3 protein-coding genes are annotated in these 17,564 nt (G+C 70.8%); all 3 read right to left on the bottom strand.

From position 1 onward, the window contains the following. Window positions 1-42 precede the first annotated feature (42 nt). The 3 genes from ABDW61_RS05820 to ABDW61_RS05810 all read right to left on the bottom strand — a co-directional run bounded on the left by ABDW61_RS05820 (window position 43) and on the right by ABDW61_RS05810 (window position 17,555). Window positions 43-3,360, bottom strand: coding sequence for a hypothetical protein (locus ABDW61_RS05820; RefSeq protein WP_343637147.1), 3,318 nt, complete (start codon window positions 3,358-3,360; stop codon window positions 43-45). 181 nt (window positions 3,361-3,541) lie between these two features. Continuing rightward, the gene (locus ABDW61_RS05815; RefSeq protein ID WP_343637145.1) at window positions 3,542-7,996 is read right to left on the bottom strand and encodes a hypothetical protein; all 4,455 of its coding nucleotides are present in this window, start codon (window positions 7,994-7,996) and stop codon (window positions 3,542-3,544) included. Between the two features lie 109 nt (window positions 7,997-8,105). Continuing rightward, window positions 8,106-17,555, bottom strand: a complete 9,450-nt coding sequence (locus tag ABDW61_RS05810) for a hypothetical protein (RefSeq protein WP_343637143.1) — start codon at window positions 17,553-17,555, stop codon at window positions 8,106-8,108. Window positions 17,556-17,564: the final 9 nt, after the last annotated feature.

Below are 17,564 nucleotides of genomic sequence, written 5' to 3'. Positions count from 1 at the left end.
AGGGCGAGGGCAGGGCGAAGGTAAGGTGTGGGCGGGGTCGACTCAGGCCGGCGCCGGCCCGGCGGCCAGGAGGAGCAGGTCCCGGCCGGCGATCGCCGAGTTCACGTGAGCGCCCAGGGTGACCTGGCCGCCGGCGCGGAAGCGCTCGACCAAGCCGCCCCCGGGCGGGTCCGGCGGCGTGGCCGGCGTGACCAGGGCCTGAGCGCCCAGCGAGTACGCGCGCGTGGCCGAGACGGTCTCGTTGACGACCAGTTTCGACGGCTCCCAGCTGGCGTCGTCGTCAACCTGGATGGCGATCTCACGCTGCAGGTCGCGGATGCGGTCCTGCGTGTCCCGGTCCTGCGCAACGCCGGGCGGCAGCGGGCGTTGCAGCATCGCCAGGCGCTCCATGCAGGCGTTGATGCGCTCGCCGGCTTCCGGCGTCAGGCACAGCATCTCGATGAAGAGCCGGTTGTTGGAGGCGGCGGGCGGCAGATCCCGGATGCGCTGGAGGAAGCCGTCCAGGACACCGGGCCCCAGGCGCGGCTCCCAGACGGCGCGCCGCGACGCCATCAGCGCGAGGAACTTGTCCGGCCTGGCGACCTGGCGTTCCTTGAACGAGAACCGCGGAAGGACCTTGCCGTCCTGCGTGGTGATGCGGGTCCCGCTGCCGCTGCCGCTCAACAGCAGATCGGTCTCGACGCCGACCTTGTGCTGGCCGAAGAGCACCAGGCCCTGGCCCGTGGGCAGCGGCACCGCGGGATTCGTGATGCCGGCGCTGGCGTCCAGCCCGATCGATGTGTGGGTGGCGCTCGTGTCCTGCCCGACGCGCGTGGCGCCGCCGGTATCGCGTGATCGCTGCTTGTCGAGGAGGGTGCGCTTGAGGCCGGCGCCCGCCGTCGCGAAGGCGCCGATGCCCAGGCCCAGCTCCGCGCGCGCGGTCGCGTCGAGCGACAGCGACACCTCGGCCGAGCGGGCGCGGGCCTCGTTCCAGCCGAAGGAGATGTCGTGGTCATCGCCAAGCCGCTCCACGACCCGCGCCCACATCTCGCCGCCATGGGCGGGGCGCTTGCGGGCGGGGTCGGCGATCTCGAAGATCGTGTTGACCACCCGTTCGCCCATGCCCCGCCAGTCGCTGGCCGTCAGCCGGGCCCGCTCCTCGGGCGGCAGCGCCTGATGTTCGCGGCCCTCCCGGTTGGTGCGGATCATCAGGCCCTTGGCGACCAGGTGCGACCCGCCCAGCCGCGCCATGGCCTGCGCGGAGAGACCCACGGGGCCCAGCTCGGTGCCCACGCGGACGCCGGCGCCGACCGATCCGCTCACCTTGCGCTCGCTGCCCAGGAACAGCACGCCGCTGTTGGCGCTCGGGCCCGCCTTGAAGACGGCGGCGCGACTGCGGTCGGCGCCCAGCTCGACGACCGGTGTGATGCCGAAGGAGAGGCTGCCCGCGCCGCCGATGCTGGCGGCGTTGGCGCCGACGGTGACGCCGATGCCGTGGCGCCGGCCGTCGCGGTAGGTGGCGATGTCGTTGCCGGTCACCACCGAGTTCATCACCTGGCGCAGGATCTCGCGGCGGCGCGCCGGGTCGGCGCTGTCGAACTCCGCCTGCATCTCGCGCAGCGCCTTGTCGAACGCCGCCTGGTAAGCCGCAGCCGCGGCGGCCTTCTCCCGGGCCCGCGGGTCCGCGCGATGGTCGGGCATCGTGCCCAGGTGGGAGGCCAGCGGTCCGGCGTTCAGCAAGGTCCGCAGCGGTGTCTTGTCCTTGCCGGCCAGCCGGCGCAGCGCGCGGATGGGCGCGCGCAGGCGATCGCGCGTCGTCGGGAGTTGACCTTGCGGCGTCTTGCAGGCCAGGTCGATGTAGGTGATGAACTTGCGCAGCCGCTTGGTCATCAGGTGGAAGGGCGTTCCCTGTCCGCTCTCGGTGAAGCCGTTGCGCAGCGCGACGGCGGCGGGCTTGTAGTCGCGCCAGCGCTCCGGCTCCCCGGGCGCACGGCCGCAGTTGTCCGTGGCATGCAGGAAGGCCTGCGCCGCCAGCGTCATGGGATGCTCGGCCTCATGCGGGCCGCCGGGCCGCCGGCGCGCGTTGCCGGTGCCGAGCCAGGACGGATCGAGCATCCGCGGGTGCAAGGGGTGTGCGTTCAGCGCGTCGCGGACATCTTGTGTCGCGTAGTCCTTTCCGGGCTCGAGACCCAGGCGGATCAACGCGTCTTCGGCGCGCAGGCCCAGCTTGTAGTGCTCGATGGCCTGCTCGGCGTAGGCGCGCGAAGGATCTCCAGGGGAGGGCAGCGCGATGCCATGCAGATCCAGCAACGCCTGGAATCCGCCGGCGGTCGAGGCCAGCGCGCGCCGCGCGTTGTTGGCCATGCGCCGAGGGCCAAGCTTTGGCCCCACTTCGTCATCCAGGCGTGCCATTCCCGGCGCAGGCTTGTGGCTGTCGGGCAGAAGGACCGCCGGCAACGGGGGCGCGTGTTCGCGCAATGCCAGATAGGCCTTTCGCGCCATCAGCGGGTGGCCGGTGAGCGTGCGCAGCGTCGTGGCGATCAGCAGGGCCTGCTCATGGCGCAACGCGTGTCCGCCGGGACGTCCCGAGGGATCCGCGCCAGGATGCTCGAGCAGGGTACGGGCCAGCGAGGCGACGTCGCAGGCGGCCGTCGCGCTGCCGTCGGCGGAAGTGGCGAACAGGCGCATGAGTTCGGCCTCGAATTCGGCGTCCTTCGACGCGGCTGCGGCGGCCGGCGCCGCAGCGAGTGGAGACGGCGTGATCGACGCCGGCTTGTCCGTCGATGCCAATGGATGTTTGTTCGCCGGCAGGGCGGGTTTGATGTCGGGGAGTTGGCCGCGGGCGGAACTCGTCGGAGACGTCCCGCTGCGAGACACCCCCAGCGGACCGGCGGCGAGGGTGATCCGCGGGGCGCTGAACCGCGCTCGCAGGCCGCGCAGCGGGCTCAGCAGCGTGTCGGCGATGCGCGCCCGGCGAGATCGCGGCGGGTTGTCCCGCGCGGCGCCGGACTCGATCGCGGTGATCTCTGGCCAGTCCTTCGCGGCCGACCATTCCTGCGCCGCGGCCAGTACCCGGGTCTCCGCCGCCGCCACGCGTGCGATCACCGCATTGAGCTGCCGGACGCGTTCCTGGCGATCGGCACTGGTGGCGTCGGCGTGGGCCTCCAGGCGCAAGGCCTCATGAAGGATGTCGCGCTCCTTGCGCCGCGCGTCATAGACGGCTTTCTCGCTGCGCAGCCGTGCCCGGAGCTGGGCTTCGCGCGGGTCCGCCGGCGCGGCCTCGCGTTCGGCGCCGGCGTGCTCCTGGGGAGGAGCGGCGCCGTCCATGACCGCGGCGCCTGTCGAGTCCGCCTCAGGGCTGGAAGGGAGAGTCAGCGGCATCGTCGTGCTCCATGAGCGACGACGCGTTCGTCCAGCAAAGCGCTTGCTGGCCACCTTGAGGGACGACGTCGTCTGTCGAAGGTGGATGTCTAGTGAACATTCCCGCGTTCACCGTTCGGCGGACAACCCTTCCCGGGCGTCCGCTGCCGCTCGCTTTTCCGATGTCGGCCGACCGAACCGATCAGAGCAGCGGGCCGGTGCCGTCTTCCTCGCCGACCTTGCGCATCGTCGCGTGCAGGGCCGCCGTGGCCGCATGGTGGATGCGCGCGCCGTCGTCCGGCGCGGCCGGGGAGGGCGCCGACGCCGCCGCGTCACCGTGCGCCGCCCCCGGCAGCACGGACGCGGAGGGAGCCGCCAGCACGTCGGCGGCGGATGGAGGGGCTTTCTGGCCGTCTCCCGACTTCGAGAACCACACGTCGCCCATCTGGTGCGTGACGCCATCGGCGGTCTTGTAGCCGGAGATCAAGCCGATCACGTTCCCATGATCGACCGTCGCGCTGGACTTGGCGTTGAGGTCCAGCTCCACGATGCCCAGCTCGGCGAGCGATTTGAGTTCGCCCGCATCGGTCTTGCCGTTGCCGTTGGCGTCGGCCCAGATCCGCAACTGCGCGAAGCCGGCGTCGAGCGCGTTCAGCACATGGTCGCCGTTGCTGTCCATGGCCTGCATGGCCTCGTAGCCGTTGGCCGCGTGCCTGCCGCTCGCCAGCGCCGTGCCGGTGCCGAAGAGCTCGGCGCCCGAGTCGATCTGCCCGTTGCCGTCGAGGTCGCGGGCGAGCAGGCCGTTGCCCTGGGCCATCCAGCCCCATTGCTGGCTGTGGCCGGTGTTGTTCAGGTCGAAGCTGACGCCCTGGGCCGCTGCCACCGTGCCGAGCCCGTGCCCATCGAGGTTGAGCATGATCGGCGTGGCCAGGAACAGCGCGTCCAACTGCTTGCCCGACATCGCATGCAGCGCGTCGGTGGAGAAGGCCAGCACCTGATCCATGTTCAGCGCGGCCAGGTCGGCGGTCTCGAAGCCGATCACCGCGTCGCTGCCGATGGCGTGGATCTGGTCGACGGTCAGCGCCTTGGCCTGGTCGCGGCTGAGCGCCGCCAGCTCGTCGCTGGACATCGTGGCGAAGCCCTCGGACGAGATCGAGGCGAGCTGCGCCGTGGTCAGCGCCATGACCTGGCGGCTGTCCAGCGCCGCGATCGCGTCGCTGTTCATCGCCGCGATGGACGCGCTGTTCAGGGCGTGCAGCGCCTGCGTGCCCAGCCCGTGCACCTGCTCGGCGCCCAGGCTGGCGAAGACGTCGGTGGACAGCGTGTTCAGCGTCGCTGTCGTCAGCACGTGGAAGGCCGACGAAGTCAGCGCCGCGAAGTCGTCCGTGCCGAAGCCCGAGAGCTGCGTCGTCGTCATCTCGACCAGTTGCGTGCTGGTCATCGCATGCACCTGGTCGGTCGACAGCGCGGCGAAGTCGCCGACCGTCATGACGCGGATCGCGCTGCCGCGCAGCAGCGCGAAGTCCTGCGACTCCAGCGCCGCCATCTGGTCCGTGCTCCAGGCCAGCACCTGCACGTTGGTGATGCCCAGCATCTGCGCCGTGCTCAGCGCCTGGATCTGGTCCGTGGTCATCGCCGCGGCCTGCTGGTAGGTCAGGTTGCCGACCTGCTCCGCCCGCAGAGCCCCGAATTGATCGGTGCTCAGCAGCGCGATCTGGTCCGAGCTCAGCGCGCGCAGCGCCGTCGAGTGCAGCATCGCCAGGTCCTGCGTCTCGATGGCGGCCAGGTGCGCGGCGTCCAGCGCGGACAGCTGCGAGGAGCGCAGCGCCGCGAATTGCGCCGTGGTCAGCGCCGCCAGCGCGTCGGTGGCCAGCGCCTCGATCTGCATCGAGTTCAGCGCCGCGATCTGCTTGGGCGAGAGCGCCGCGATCTGCGCCAGGTCCAGCGCGCCGAACTGGTCGCTGGTCATGCCGATCAGCGCGCCGGTGCCCAGGCTCGCCAGCTGGGCAGTGCCGAGATGGTCGATCTGATCGGCCGTCAGGCCTTGCAACTGGCGCGATGACAGCGAGGACAGCTGCGCGTTGCTCAGCGCGGCGAGGTTGTCGCCGCTGATCGACGCCAGCTGCGCCGAGCTCAGGCCCTGCAGCGCCCGCGTGGTGAGGCCGACGATGTCGACGATCTCCAGGTTGGCCAGTTGATCGGTGCTCAGCGCCGCCAGCTGCTTCGACGAGAAGACCGCGAACTGCGTCGAGTCCAGCGCGTTCAGGTCGGCCTGTTCCAGCGCGGCCATCTGGGCGGTGGTCAGCGCGGCCACCTGGCCGGTGCGCAGCGCCGCGAACTGTTCGGGCACCAGCGCATTGAGCTGGTCCGTGCTGAAGCCCTGCAGCGATTGCACCGTGAGACCGCGCACGCCGTCGGTGGACAGGGCGTCGATCTGCGACGGGGTCAGCGCGGCCACCTGGCCGGTCGACAGCAGCGAGGTCTGACCGCTGCCGAAGGCACCGACCTGCTCGCGGCTCAGCGCGTGGATCTGCGCGGTGGACAGCGCCGTGAGATAGACCGGACGGACGGCGGCCAGCAGATCCGGCGTCAGCGCGCCGATCTCGTCGGTGGAGATCGCGGCCAGCTGGTACGAGCTCAGCGCCGGGAAATGCTGCGAGCCCAGCGCGTTCAGCGTGTCGTGATCGAGGCTGCGCACCTGGGCGGTGGTCAGCGCCGCGAGCTGCGCATCGCGCAGCTGCGACACGCCCAGCGGGCCGAGCGCATCCAGTTGCGCCGCCGACAGGCCGCGGATCGCCAGCGTCGTGATGCCTTGCAGCGCGGCCGGGGTCAGCGTCTGCAACTGGTCCGCCGTCAGTGCCGCGATCTGCACGGTGCTCAGCACGCCGGTCTGCAGCGAGGTCATGCCGCCCACCAGCGCCAGGTCCAGCGCCTGCACCTGCGCGCTGCTCAGCGAGCGGATCACCGTGCCCGACAGCGCGCCGAAGTCCTCGGCCTGCAGATGCGCGACCTGATCCGTCGTCAAGCCGCGGAACTGGGCCGAGCCCATCGCGGCGAACTGCGCCGTGGTCAGCGTGTTGAGCTCGTCCGGCGTCATCGCCGCCAGTTGCGCCGTGGTGAGCGCGCGGACCTGGTTGCTGGTCAGCGCGGTCAGCTGATCGGAGGTCAACATCTCCAGCTGCGCGTTCGTCAGCGTGGCCACCACGCGCGTGGACAGCGCCTGGATCGCGGCCGGCGTCAGCGCCGCGAGCTGCGCGTCGGTCAGGTCGCGCAGTTGCAGCGTGCCCAGCGCGCCGGTCTGCGCGCTCGACAGCGCCGCCACCTGCTCCGGATCGAGCGAGGCCATCTGTGCCGCGGTCAGGCCGCGCAACGCGATGCTGCTCAGCGCGGCGAGGTCATCGGTGCTGAGCGAGTGGAACTGCCCCGGCGTCAGCGACGCGAGCTGGGTCGAAGTCAGCGCAGCGATCTGCGCGGTGGAGAAAGCGGCCAGGTCCTCGGTGCCGAATGCGGCGAGCTGGCGCGTCGTGATCGCCGCCACCTGCAGGGTCTTGAGCGCGCCGAGCTGTTCGGCGCTCATCGCCGCCAGCACATCAGGCTTGAGTCCCGCCAGCGCCGTGCTGCCGAGCGAGCGCAGCTCATCGGTGCTGAACGACGGCAGCTGCGCCGTGTTCATGCCGATCAGCTGGGTCGAGGTGAGGCTGGCCACCTGCCGGGAGCTCAGGGCGTCCAACTGGTCGGAGCTCAGCACCGACAGCTGCAGCGAGTCCAGCGTGCGCAGGCCCTTGGTGCCGATCGCGGCCAGGTCCTGGCCCTCGAGCGAGGCCACCTGCGTGGTGTTCAGCGACTTGATCTGCAGCGTGCCGATGGCGGCGTACTGGTCCGACGTCATCGCCACCAGCGCGTCGGTGCTCAGCGTGCGGAACTGCTGACTGGTCAGCGCGGCCACCTGCTGGGTCGCCAGCGCCTGGATCGCGTCGGACGTCAAGTGCGACACCGCCGCCGTGCTCAGGCCGCGCACCGCGCCGGTGCTCAGCGCCTGCAGCGACTCGGTGTGCAGCGCGCTGAGCTGGTCGCCGCTGAGCCCGCGGGTCTGGCTGCCGCGCAGCGCGCCGATCTGGTCGGTGCCCAGCGCGTTGAGCTGATCCGTGCTGAAGGCGCCCAGCTGCAGCGTGTTGAGCACCTGCATCGAGGCGGTGCTGAACACCGCGACCTCGTCGGTCGTCAGCAGGCCGATCTGCTGGCTGTTCAGGCCGCGCACCTGCACCGAGGACAGCGCCGCCACCTGCGCCGTGTCGAAGGCGCTGAACTGGTCGCTGTCGAGGCGGCGCAGGCGGTCGACGGTCAGCGCCGGGATCTGCGTGGTCGTCAGCGCGTGGATCTGGTCGGAGGTCAGCGCGGCGATGGTGGAGGTCGTCAGCGTCCGGATCGCGCCGGTGCTGATCGCCTGGATGTCCTGCGCCTCCATGGCCGACAGGTGGCCGGAGGCCAGGCCATTGAGCTGCCGCGCGGTCAGCGAGGCGACCTGCAGCGTCGTCAGCGCCACCACCTGGTCGGCGCTCAGCAGCGCCCATTCCGCCCCGGTCAGCGTGGCGAGCTGAGTGGTGGTGAGCGCGGCGATCTGCTCCGGCGTGAGCGATCCGACGTCGAAAGTGGCCATGCGGTGTGGAGGAGAAACTTCTGGAGCCTGGCGGTTTGCCGTTTGCGGCCGGTGGCGGCAGCCGCAAACGGCAAACCGGGGGCCGAAGCCCCCGGTTCCGGTGCGTCGCTTAGATCAGCGGGGCGCTGCCGTTCTGGTCGTCATCATGCAGCTTCTTGTAGGCCGCGCTCAGGACGTCGTGGCTGACCGTGTCGGCCGAGGCCGCGGTCGCCGCGGCGGTGGCCGCCGCCGGTGCCGTGGCGCCGCCCAGCAGGTTGGCCTCCGGCTGCGCGAGCAGATCGCCCAGGTGCGGCGCGGCGGCGTGCGTCGTGCCGGTGACCTGCTGCGTCGCGCCGTCCTTGGCGAACCACACGTCCGACATCTCGTGCGTCGTGCCGTCCGACTTGGTGTAGCTCGACACCAGGCCGACCAGGTTGCCGTGATCGACGTCCGTGCCCTTGGCCGCGTTCAGGCTCAGGTCGGTGATGCCCAGGTCCGTCAGCGAGTGCAGTTCCCCCTTGTCGGTCTTGCCGTCATGGTTGGCGTCCACCCAGACCTGCAGCTTGCTGAAGTCCACGTCCTTGGCGTTGATGTGGCCGTCATGGTTCGTGTCCAGCGAGCCCAGGGCGGAGAAGCCGTCCAGGTTCTTGCGGCCGTTGACCGTGGTGCCCGAGCCGAAGAGCTCCGCGCCGCTGTCGATCGAGCCGTTGCCGTTGCGATCCATCACCAGCAGGCCATCGTTGCCGCCGACCCAGCCCCACTTGTCGTTGTGACCGGTGGCGTTGAGGTCGAAGTTCACGCCGTCCTTGGCCGCCAGCGTCTGGATGCCGTTGCCATCCAGGTCCAGCACGATCGGGGTCGCCATGAAGCGGGCGTTGATCTGGTCGTCCGTCCAGCCAACCATCTGGTCGGTGGTCATCGCCAGCACCTGCTCCATGCTCATGCTGGCCAGGTCCTGCGTGTCCCAGCCGATGAACTGGTCGGAGGTCATCGCCACGATCTGGTCGGTGGTGATGCCCTGGATCTGCAGCGACGTCAGCGAATGGATGTCGTGCGAATCCAGCGCCAGGATCTGGTCCGTCGTGAAGGCATGCATCTGCGTCGAGGTCAGCGCCGCGAAGTGCGTGCTGGTCAGGGCGCCGATGTCGTCCGTCGTCAGGGCCACGATCTGGGCCGTGTCCAGCGCATGCAGCTGCGCGGTGCTGAACTCATGGACCTGGTCGGTGGTCAGGGCCGCGATCTGGTCGGTGTGGAAGGCGTGGATCGCCGCGGTGCCCAGCGCATGGATGCCTTCGGTCGTGATCGACGCGATGTCGGCGGTGTCGATGCCGACGATCTGCGACGAGCCGATCGCGCTCCACTGCGACGAGGTCAGCGCATGGATCTGGTCCGAGGTGAAGGCCTGGAAGTCCGCCGAGTCGAAGGCCACCAGGTTCGCGCTGCCGATCGCCGCCAAGTCGCCGCTGTCCAGCGCCATCACCTGGTCGGTGGTGAACGCGTGGAGCTGCGCCGAACTCAGCGAGACGACCTGCTGCGAGGTCAGGGCCTGCACGTCGTCGGTGGCCAGCTGGCTCACCTGCAGCGTGCTCAGCGCCGCGACCTGCGCGGTCGACAGGGCTTCGATCTGGTCGGAGCCCAGCGCCGCCAGCTGCGCGCTGTCGAGCGAGCGGATCGCCGCCGTGCCCAGCAGGCGCAGGTCACCGGTTTCGAAGGCCGCCATCTGGTCGGTGGTCAGGCCGTCGACCTGCGACGAGGTCAGCGCCGCCGCCTGCGACGAGGTCAGCGCCACGATCGAGTCGGTGCTCAGCGCGCCGATCTGCGCGGAGTTCAGCGCCAGCAGCTGGCTGGTGGTCAGCGCCGCCACGTCGTCCGTGTCCATCGTCGCGATCTGCGCGGTGGTCAGGGCCTGCAGCTGGGTGGTGCCCAGCGCGCGGATCTGGCCGCTGGTCAGCGCGTTCAGGTCGTCGCTGGAGAGGTTGGCGATCTGGCCGGTCGTCAGCGAGGCGACCTGCGTGCTCGTCAGCGACTGGATCTGATCCGAGCTCAGGGCGTCCAGCTGCGTCGAGGTCAGGGCGCGCAGGGCGAGCGTGCTCAGCGACTTGAGGTCGCCGGACTCGATCGCGGCCATCTGGTCCGTCGTCAGGCCGGCCACCTGGGCCGAGCCCAGCGCGGCGACCTGGCCGGAGGTCAGCGCGACCACCGAGTCGGTGCTCAGCGCGCCCACCTGGGCCGAGTTCAGCGCCTGGATCTGCTGCGAGCTCAGGGCCGCCACATCGCCGCTTTCCATCGTCGCGATCTGACCGGTGGTCAGCGCGGCGACCTGCTGCGTGGACAGCGCCTTGATCTGGCCGCTGGTCAGCGCGTTCAGGTCGTCGCTGGTCAGGTTGCTCACCTGGCCGGTCGTCAGCGCCGCGACCTGGGCGGTCGTCAGCGCGCCGATCTGATCGGTGTGCAGCGCGTTCAACTGGTCGCTGGTCAGGGCGCGCAGGGCGGCCGTGTTCAGGGCCTTCAGGTCGCCGGTTTCAAGGGCGCCCATCTGGTCCGTCGTCAGGCCCGCGACCTGCTTGCTGGTCAGCGCGGCGACCTGCGTCGAGCTCAGGGCCACGATCGCGTCCGTGCTGAAGGCGCCGACCTGGGCCGAGCTCAGCGCGGCGACCTGGTTGGTGGCCAGCGCGGCGACGTCCGCGGTCTCCATCGTCGCGACCTGGCCGGTCGTCAGCGCGGCGACCTGCTGGGTCGTCAGCGCCTTGATCTGCGCGCTGGTCAGCGCGTTCAGGTCGTCGCTGCCCAGGTTGCTGATCTGACTGGTGGTCAGCGCGGCGACTTGCTGAGTCGTCAGCGCGGCGATCTGGTCGGAGCCCAGCGCTTCGAGTTCGGCCGAGGTCAGCGAGGCCACCTGGCCGGTGGTCAGCGCGCGCAGCTGGCCGGTGGTCAGCGCGGCGAAGTCATCGGTGGCGAACTGGCTGATCTGGCCGGTGGTCAGCGATGCGACCTGGGCGGTGCTCAGCGCCTCGACCTGGTCGGAGCCGAGCGCCTGCAGCTGGTCGCTGGTCAGGGCGCGCAGCGCGGTGGTCGAGATCGAGCGCAGGTCACCGGTCTCGATGGCGGCCATCTGGTCGGTGGTCAGGCCCGCGACCTGCTTGGAGGTCAGCGCCGCGGCCTGCGCCGAGGTCAGCGCCACGATCGAGTCGGTGCTCAGCGCGCCCACCTGGGCCGAGCTCAGCGCGGCGACCTGGTTGGTGGCCAGCGCGGCCACGTCGGCCGATTCCATGGTCGAGACCTGGCCGGTCGTCAGCGCGGCGACCTGCTGGGTCGACAGCGCCTTGATCTGGCCGCTGGTCAGCGCGTTCAGGTCATCGCTGGACAGGTTGCTGATCTGGGCGGTGCTCAGCGCGGCGACCTGCTGGGTCGACAGCGCGGCGATCTGGTCGCTGTTGAGCGCGTCCAGCTGGGCCGAGGTCAGCGACTGCAGCGCGTTGGTGCTCAGCGCCTTGAGGTCGGCCGTTTCCAGCGCGGCCATCTGGTCCGTGCCCAGGCCCGCGACCTGCTTGCTGCTGAGCGCGGCGACCTGCGAGGAGGTCAGCGCCACGATCGAGTCGGTGCTCAGCGCGCCGAGCTGCGCCGAGTTCAGCGCCGCGACCTGGGCGGTCGTGAGCGACTGCACCTCGTCGGACTGCATCGTCGAGAGCTGGGCCGTGGTCAGCGAGGCGACCTGCTGCGTGGACAGCGCCTTGATCTGGCCGCTGGTCAGCGCGTTGAGGTCGTCGCTGGTCAGGTTGCTCACCTGGCCGGTGGTCAGCGCGGCGACCTGGCCGGTCGTCAGCGCGGCGACCTGGTCGGAGCCCAGCGCGTTGAGCTGGTCGCTGGTCAGCGCGCGCAGCGCGGCGGTGTTCAGGGCCTTGAGGTCGCCGGTTTCAATGGCGCCCATCTGGTCCGTCGTGAGGCCGGCGACCTGCTTGGTCGTCAGCGCGCCCACCTGCTGCGAGCTCAGCGCGACGATGGCATCGGTGCTCAGGGCGCCGACTTGCGCCGAGCCCAGCGCGCCGATCTGACCGGTGGTCAGCGCGGCGACGTCGTCGGACTGCATCGTCGAGATCTGCGCGGTCGTTAGCGCGGCGACCTGGGCGGTGCCCAGCGCCTTGATCTGGCCGCTGGTCAGCGCGTTGAGGTCGTCGCTGGTCAGGTTGCTCACCTGGCCGGTCGTCAGCGCGGCCACTTGCGCGGTCGTCAGCGACTGGATCTGGTCAGAGCCCAGCGCGTCCAGCTGATCGCTGGTCAGCGCGCGCAGCGCGGCGGTGTTCAGCGACTTGATGTCACCCGACTCGATGGCGGCCATCTGGTCGGTGGTCAGGCCGGCGACCTGCTTGGTCGACAGCGCAGCCACCTGGCCCGAGGTCAGCGCCACGATCGCGTCCGTGCTCAGCGCACCGACCTGAGCCGAGCTCAGCGCGGCGATCTGGTTGGTGGCGAGCGCGGCCACGTCGGCCGATTCCATCGTCGCGACCTGGCCGGTCGTCAGCGCGGCGACCTGCTGGGTCGTCAGCGCCTTGATCTGCGCGCTGGTCAGCGCGTTCAGGTCGTCGCTGCCCAGGTTGCTGATCTGGCTGGTGGTCAGCGCGGCGACCTGAGCGGTCGTCAGCGCGGCGATCTGGTCGGAGCCCAGCGCTTCGAGTTCGGCCGAGGTCAGCGAGGCCACCTGGCCGGTGGTCAACGCGCGCAGCTGGCCGGTGGTCAGCGCGGCGAAGTCATCGGTGGCGAACTGGCTGATCTGGCCGGTGGTCAGCGATGCGACCTGGGCGGTGCTCAGCGCCTCGACCTGGTCGGAGCCGAGCGCCTGCAGCTGGTCGCTGGTCAGGGCGCGCAGCGCGGTGGTCGAGATCGAGCGCAGGTCACCGGTCTCGATGGCGGCCATCTGGTCGGTGGTCAGGCCCGCGACCTGCTTGGAGGTCAGCGCCGCGGCCTGCGCCGAGGTCAGCGCCACGATCGAGTCGGTGCTCAGCGCGCCCACCTGGGCCGAGCTCAGCGCGGCGACCTGGTTGGTGGCCAGCGCGGCCACGTCGGCCGATTCCATGGTCGAGACCTGGCCGGTCGTCAGCGCGGCGACCTGCTGGGTCGACAGCGCCTTGATCTGGCCGCTGGTCAGCGCGTTCAGGTCATCGCTGGACAGGTTGCTGATCTGGGCGGTGCTCAGCGCGGCGACCTGCTGGGTCGACAGCGCGGCGATCTGGTCGCTGTTGAGCGCGTCCAGCTGGGCCGAGGTCAGCGACTGCAGCGCGTTGGTGCTCAGCGCCTTGAGGTCGGCCGTTTCCAGCGCGGCCATCTGGTCCGTGCCCAGGCCCGCGACCTGCTTGCTGCTGAGCGCGGCGACCTGCGAGGAGGTCAGCGCCACGATCGAGTCGGTGCTCAGCGCGCCGAGCTGCGCCGAGTTCAGCGCCGCGACCTGGGCGGTCGTGAGCGACTGCACCTCGTCGGACTGCATCGTCGAGAGCTGGGCCGTGGTCAGCGAGGCGACCTGCTGCGTGGACAGCGCCTTGATCTGGCCGCTGGTCAGCGCGTTGAGGTCGTCGCTGGTCAGGTTGCTCACCTGGCCGGTGGTCAGCGCGGCGACCTGGCCGGTCGTCAGCGCGGCGACCTGGTCGGAGCCCAGCGCGTTGAGCTGGTCGCTGGTCAGCGCGCGCAGCGCGGCGGTGTTCAGGGCCTTGAGGTCGCCGGTTTCAATGGCGCCCATCTGGTCCGTCGTGAGGCCGGCGACCTGCTTGGTCGTCAGCGCGCCCACCTGCTGCGAGCTCAGCGCGACGATGGCATCGGTGCTCAGGGCGCCGACTTGCGCCGAGCCCAGCGCGCCGATCTGACCGGTGGTCAGCGCGGCGACGTCGTCGGACTGCATCGTCGAGATCTGCGCGGTCGTTAGCGCGGCGACCTGGGCGGTGCCCAGCGCCTTGATCTGGCCGCTGGTCAGCGCGTTGAGGTCGTCGCTGGTCAGGTTGCTCACCTGGCCGGTCGTCAGCGCGGCCACTTGCGCGGTCGTCAGCGACTGGATCTGGTCAGAGCCCAGCGCGTCCAGCTGATCGCTGGTCAGCGCGCGCAGCGCGGCGGTGTTGAGGGCGCGGACATCGGCGGTCTCCATCGCGCCGATCTGGTCGGTCGTCAGGCCGCCGACCTGCCTGGTCGACAGCGCGGCCACCTGGCCCGAGGTCAGCGCGGCGATGTTGCCGGTCGACAGCGCGGCAATTTGGTCGGAGCCCAGCGCGACGACCTGCTGGGTCGTCAGCGCCTGCACGTCGTTGCTGTCCATGCCGGCGATCTGGCCGGTGGTCAGCGCGGCGACCTGGGCGGTGCCCAGCGCGCGGATCTGGTTGGAGTTCAGCGCGTTCAGGTCATCGCTGGACAGCGCCTGGATCTGCGCGGTACCCAGCGCGGCGACCTGGGCGGTCGTCAGCGCGGCCACCTGGTCGGAGGTCAGGGCGCCGATCTGGTCGGTGGTCAGCGCGCGCAGCGACGCGGTGCTCAGCGCCTTGACGTCGACGGTCTCGATCGCGCCGACCTGGTCGGTCGTCAGGCCGCCGACCTGCTTGGTCGACAGCGGTGCGACCTGCTGCGAGCTCAGCGCGGCGATGTTGTCGGTGGACAGCGCGCCCACCTGGGCCGAGCTCAGCGCGGCGATCTGCTGCGTGCTCAGCGCCTGGACGTCGGCCGACTCCATCGTGGAGATCTGGCCGGTCGTCAGCGCGGCGACCTGCTGCGTGGACAGCGCCTTGATCTGGCCGCTGGTCAGCGCGTTCAGGTCATCGGACGTCAGGTTGCTCACCTGGCCGGTGGTCAGCGCGGCAACCTGCGCGGTCGACAGCGCGCCGATCTGGTCGGAGCCCAGCGCGGCGATCTGGTCGGTGCTCAGCGCGCGCACGGCCGCGGTGCCCAGCGCCTTCAGGTCGCCGGTCTCCAGGGCCGCCATCTGGTCGGTGGTCAGGCCGCCGACCTGCTTGGTCGACAGCGTGCCGACCTGCTGCGAGGTCAGCGCCTCGACGTTGCCGGTGGACAGCGCGGCGATCTGGTCGGAGCTCAGCGCGGCGATCTGGCCGGTGCTCAGCGCCTGCACGTCGTCGCTGGTCATGTTGGCGATCTGGCTGGTCGTCAGCGCGGCGATCTGGGCCGTGCCCAGCGCGCGGATCTGCGCCGAGCCCAGCGCGTTCAGGTCATCGCTGGCCATCGCGGCCACCTGGGCGGTGGTCAGCGCGGCGATCTGGCCGGTCGTCAGCGCGGCGACCTGGTCGGAGCCCAGCGCGTCGAACTGGTCGGTGGTCAGCGAGCGGATCGCGGCGGTCGACAGGGCGCGCAGGTCGGCGGTCTCGAAGGCAGCGACCTGATCGGTCGACAGGCCGGCCAGCTGCTTCGTGGACAGCGCGGCGGCCTGGGCCGAGGTCAGCGCCACGATGTTGTCGGTGGACAGGGCGCCGATCTGGGCCGAGCCCATCGCGGCGACCTGGCCGGTGCTCAGCGCCTGGACGTCGGCGCTTTCCATGTTGTGGACCTGGTCCGTGGTCAGCGCGGCGATCTGGGCGGTGCCCAGCGCGCGGATCTGGGCCGAGCCCAGCGCGTTCAGGTCATCGCTGGCCATCGCGGCCACCTGGCCGGTGGTCAGCGCGGCGACCTGGCCGGTCGTCAGCGCGCCGACCTGGTCGGAACCCAGCGCGTCGAACTGGTCGGTCGTCAGCGAGCGGATCGCGGCGGTCGACAGGGCGCGCAGGTCGCCGGTCTCGATGGCGGCGATCTGGTCGGTCGTCAGGCCGGCGAGCTGCTTGGTGCTCATCGCGGCGAACTGGCCGGAGGTCAGCGCGACCACGTTGTCGGTGGACAGGGCGCCGACCTGGGCCGAGCTCAGCGCGGCGACCTGGCCGGTGCTCAGCGCCTGGACGTCGGCGCTTTCCATGCCGGCGATCTGGCCGGTGGTCAGCGCGGCGACCTGGGCGGTGCCCAGCGCGCGGATCTGGGCCGAGCCCAGCGCGTTCAGGTCATCGCTGGACATGGCGGCCACCTGGCCGGTGGTCAGCGCGGCGACCTGCTGGGTCGTCAACGCGGCGACCTGGTCGGAGCCCAGCGCGTCGAACTGGTCGGTGGTCAGCGAGCGCACCGCGGCGGTCGAGAGGGCGCGCAGGTCACCGGACTCGATGGCGTGCATCTGGTCGGTCGACAGACCGGCCAGCTGCTTCGTGGACAGCGCGCCGACCTGCTGCGAGGTCAGCGCGACGATGGCGTCGGTGGACAGCGCGGCGATCTGGGCCGAGCTCAGCGCGGCGACCTGGCCGGTCGTCAGCGCCTGCACGTCGGCGGTTTCCATGCCGGCGACCTGGTCGGTCGACAGCGCGGCGATCTGGGCGGTGCCCAGCGCGCGGATCTGGGCCGAGCCCAGCGCGTTCAGCTCATCGGTGGACAGCACGGCGACCTGGCCGGTGCTCAGCGCGGCGACCTGGGCCGTGCTCATGGCGGCGACCTGGTCGGAGTTCAGCGCCTGGAACTGGTCGGTGCTCAGCGCGCGCAGGGCGGCGGTGTTCAGCACCTTGACGTCGTCCGAGCTCAGCGCGGCGACCTGGTCGGTCGTCAGGCCCTTGACCTGGGTCGAGCTCAGCGCGGCGGCCTGGGCCGAGCTCAGCGCGGCGATGGAATCGGTGCTCAGCACGCCGATCTGGCTGGAGCTCAGCGCGTGGACCTGCGCGGTCGACAGCGCCTGCACGTCGGCGCTGCCCACGCCGGCCATCTGGTCGGTGGTCAGCGCGGCGATCTGCTGCGTGGTGATGGCGCGGATCTGGTCGGTGCCCAGCGCGGCGATCTCGTCGCTGGCCAGCTGGCGGATCTGCTGCGTGGACAGGGCGCCGATCTGCGCGGTGGTCAGCGCGGCGACCTGGTCGGAATTGAGCGCGCCGATCTGGTCGGTGCCCAGCGCCTTGACGGCGGCGGTGCTCAGCGCGTGGACGGCATCCGAGGTCAGCGCCGCGGCCTGGCCGCTGGTCAGGGCGGCGGTCTGGGTGCTGGTCAGCGCGGCGGCCTGATTGGTCGCCAGAGCGGCAACGCCCTCGGTGGCGAGGGCGGCGACCTGCTGGGAGCTCAGCGCCTTGATCTGGTCGGTCTTCAGCGCCTGCAGGTCATCCGAGGCCAGGCTGTTCATCAGGCTGGTGGAGATGGCGGCCACCTGCTGCGTGCTCAGCGCGCGGATCTGGTCGGAGGCCAGCGCGTTCAGGTCGTCCGACTCCAGGTTGCGGACCTGCTGCGTCGTCATCGCGCCGACCTGGCGGGTCGTCAGGGCGCCGAACTGGTCCGAGCCCAGCGCGTTCAGCTGCGCGCTGGTGAAGGTCTGGATGCCGGCGGTGGACAGCGCACGCAGGTCATCAGACTCGATGGCGGCGATGTTGGACGTCGTGAAGAGCGAAATGGCCTTCGTGCCGAGCGACGCGAACTGCGACGTCGTCAGCGCCTGGAACTGTTCGGTGGAAAACGCAGCCCAGTCTTCGCTGGTCAGGCGCGCCAGGGTCGTCGACGTCAGGGCGGCGATCTGGTCGGTCGTCAGGTTGGTAATCAGCGATGCCATCTTTGGAAC

The sequence above is a fragment of the Roseateles sp. genome, from assembly GCF_039595595.1.
Classification (GTDB): Bacteria; Pseudomonadota; Gammaproteobacteria; order Burkholderiales; family Burkholderiaceae_C; genus Roseateles.
This window is presented reverse-complemented; position numbering and strand designations above follow the sequence as displayed.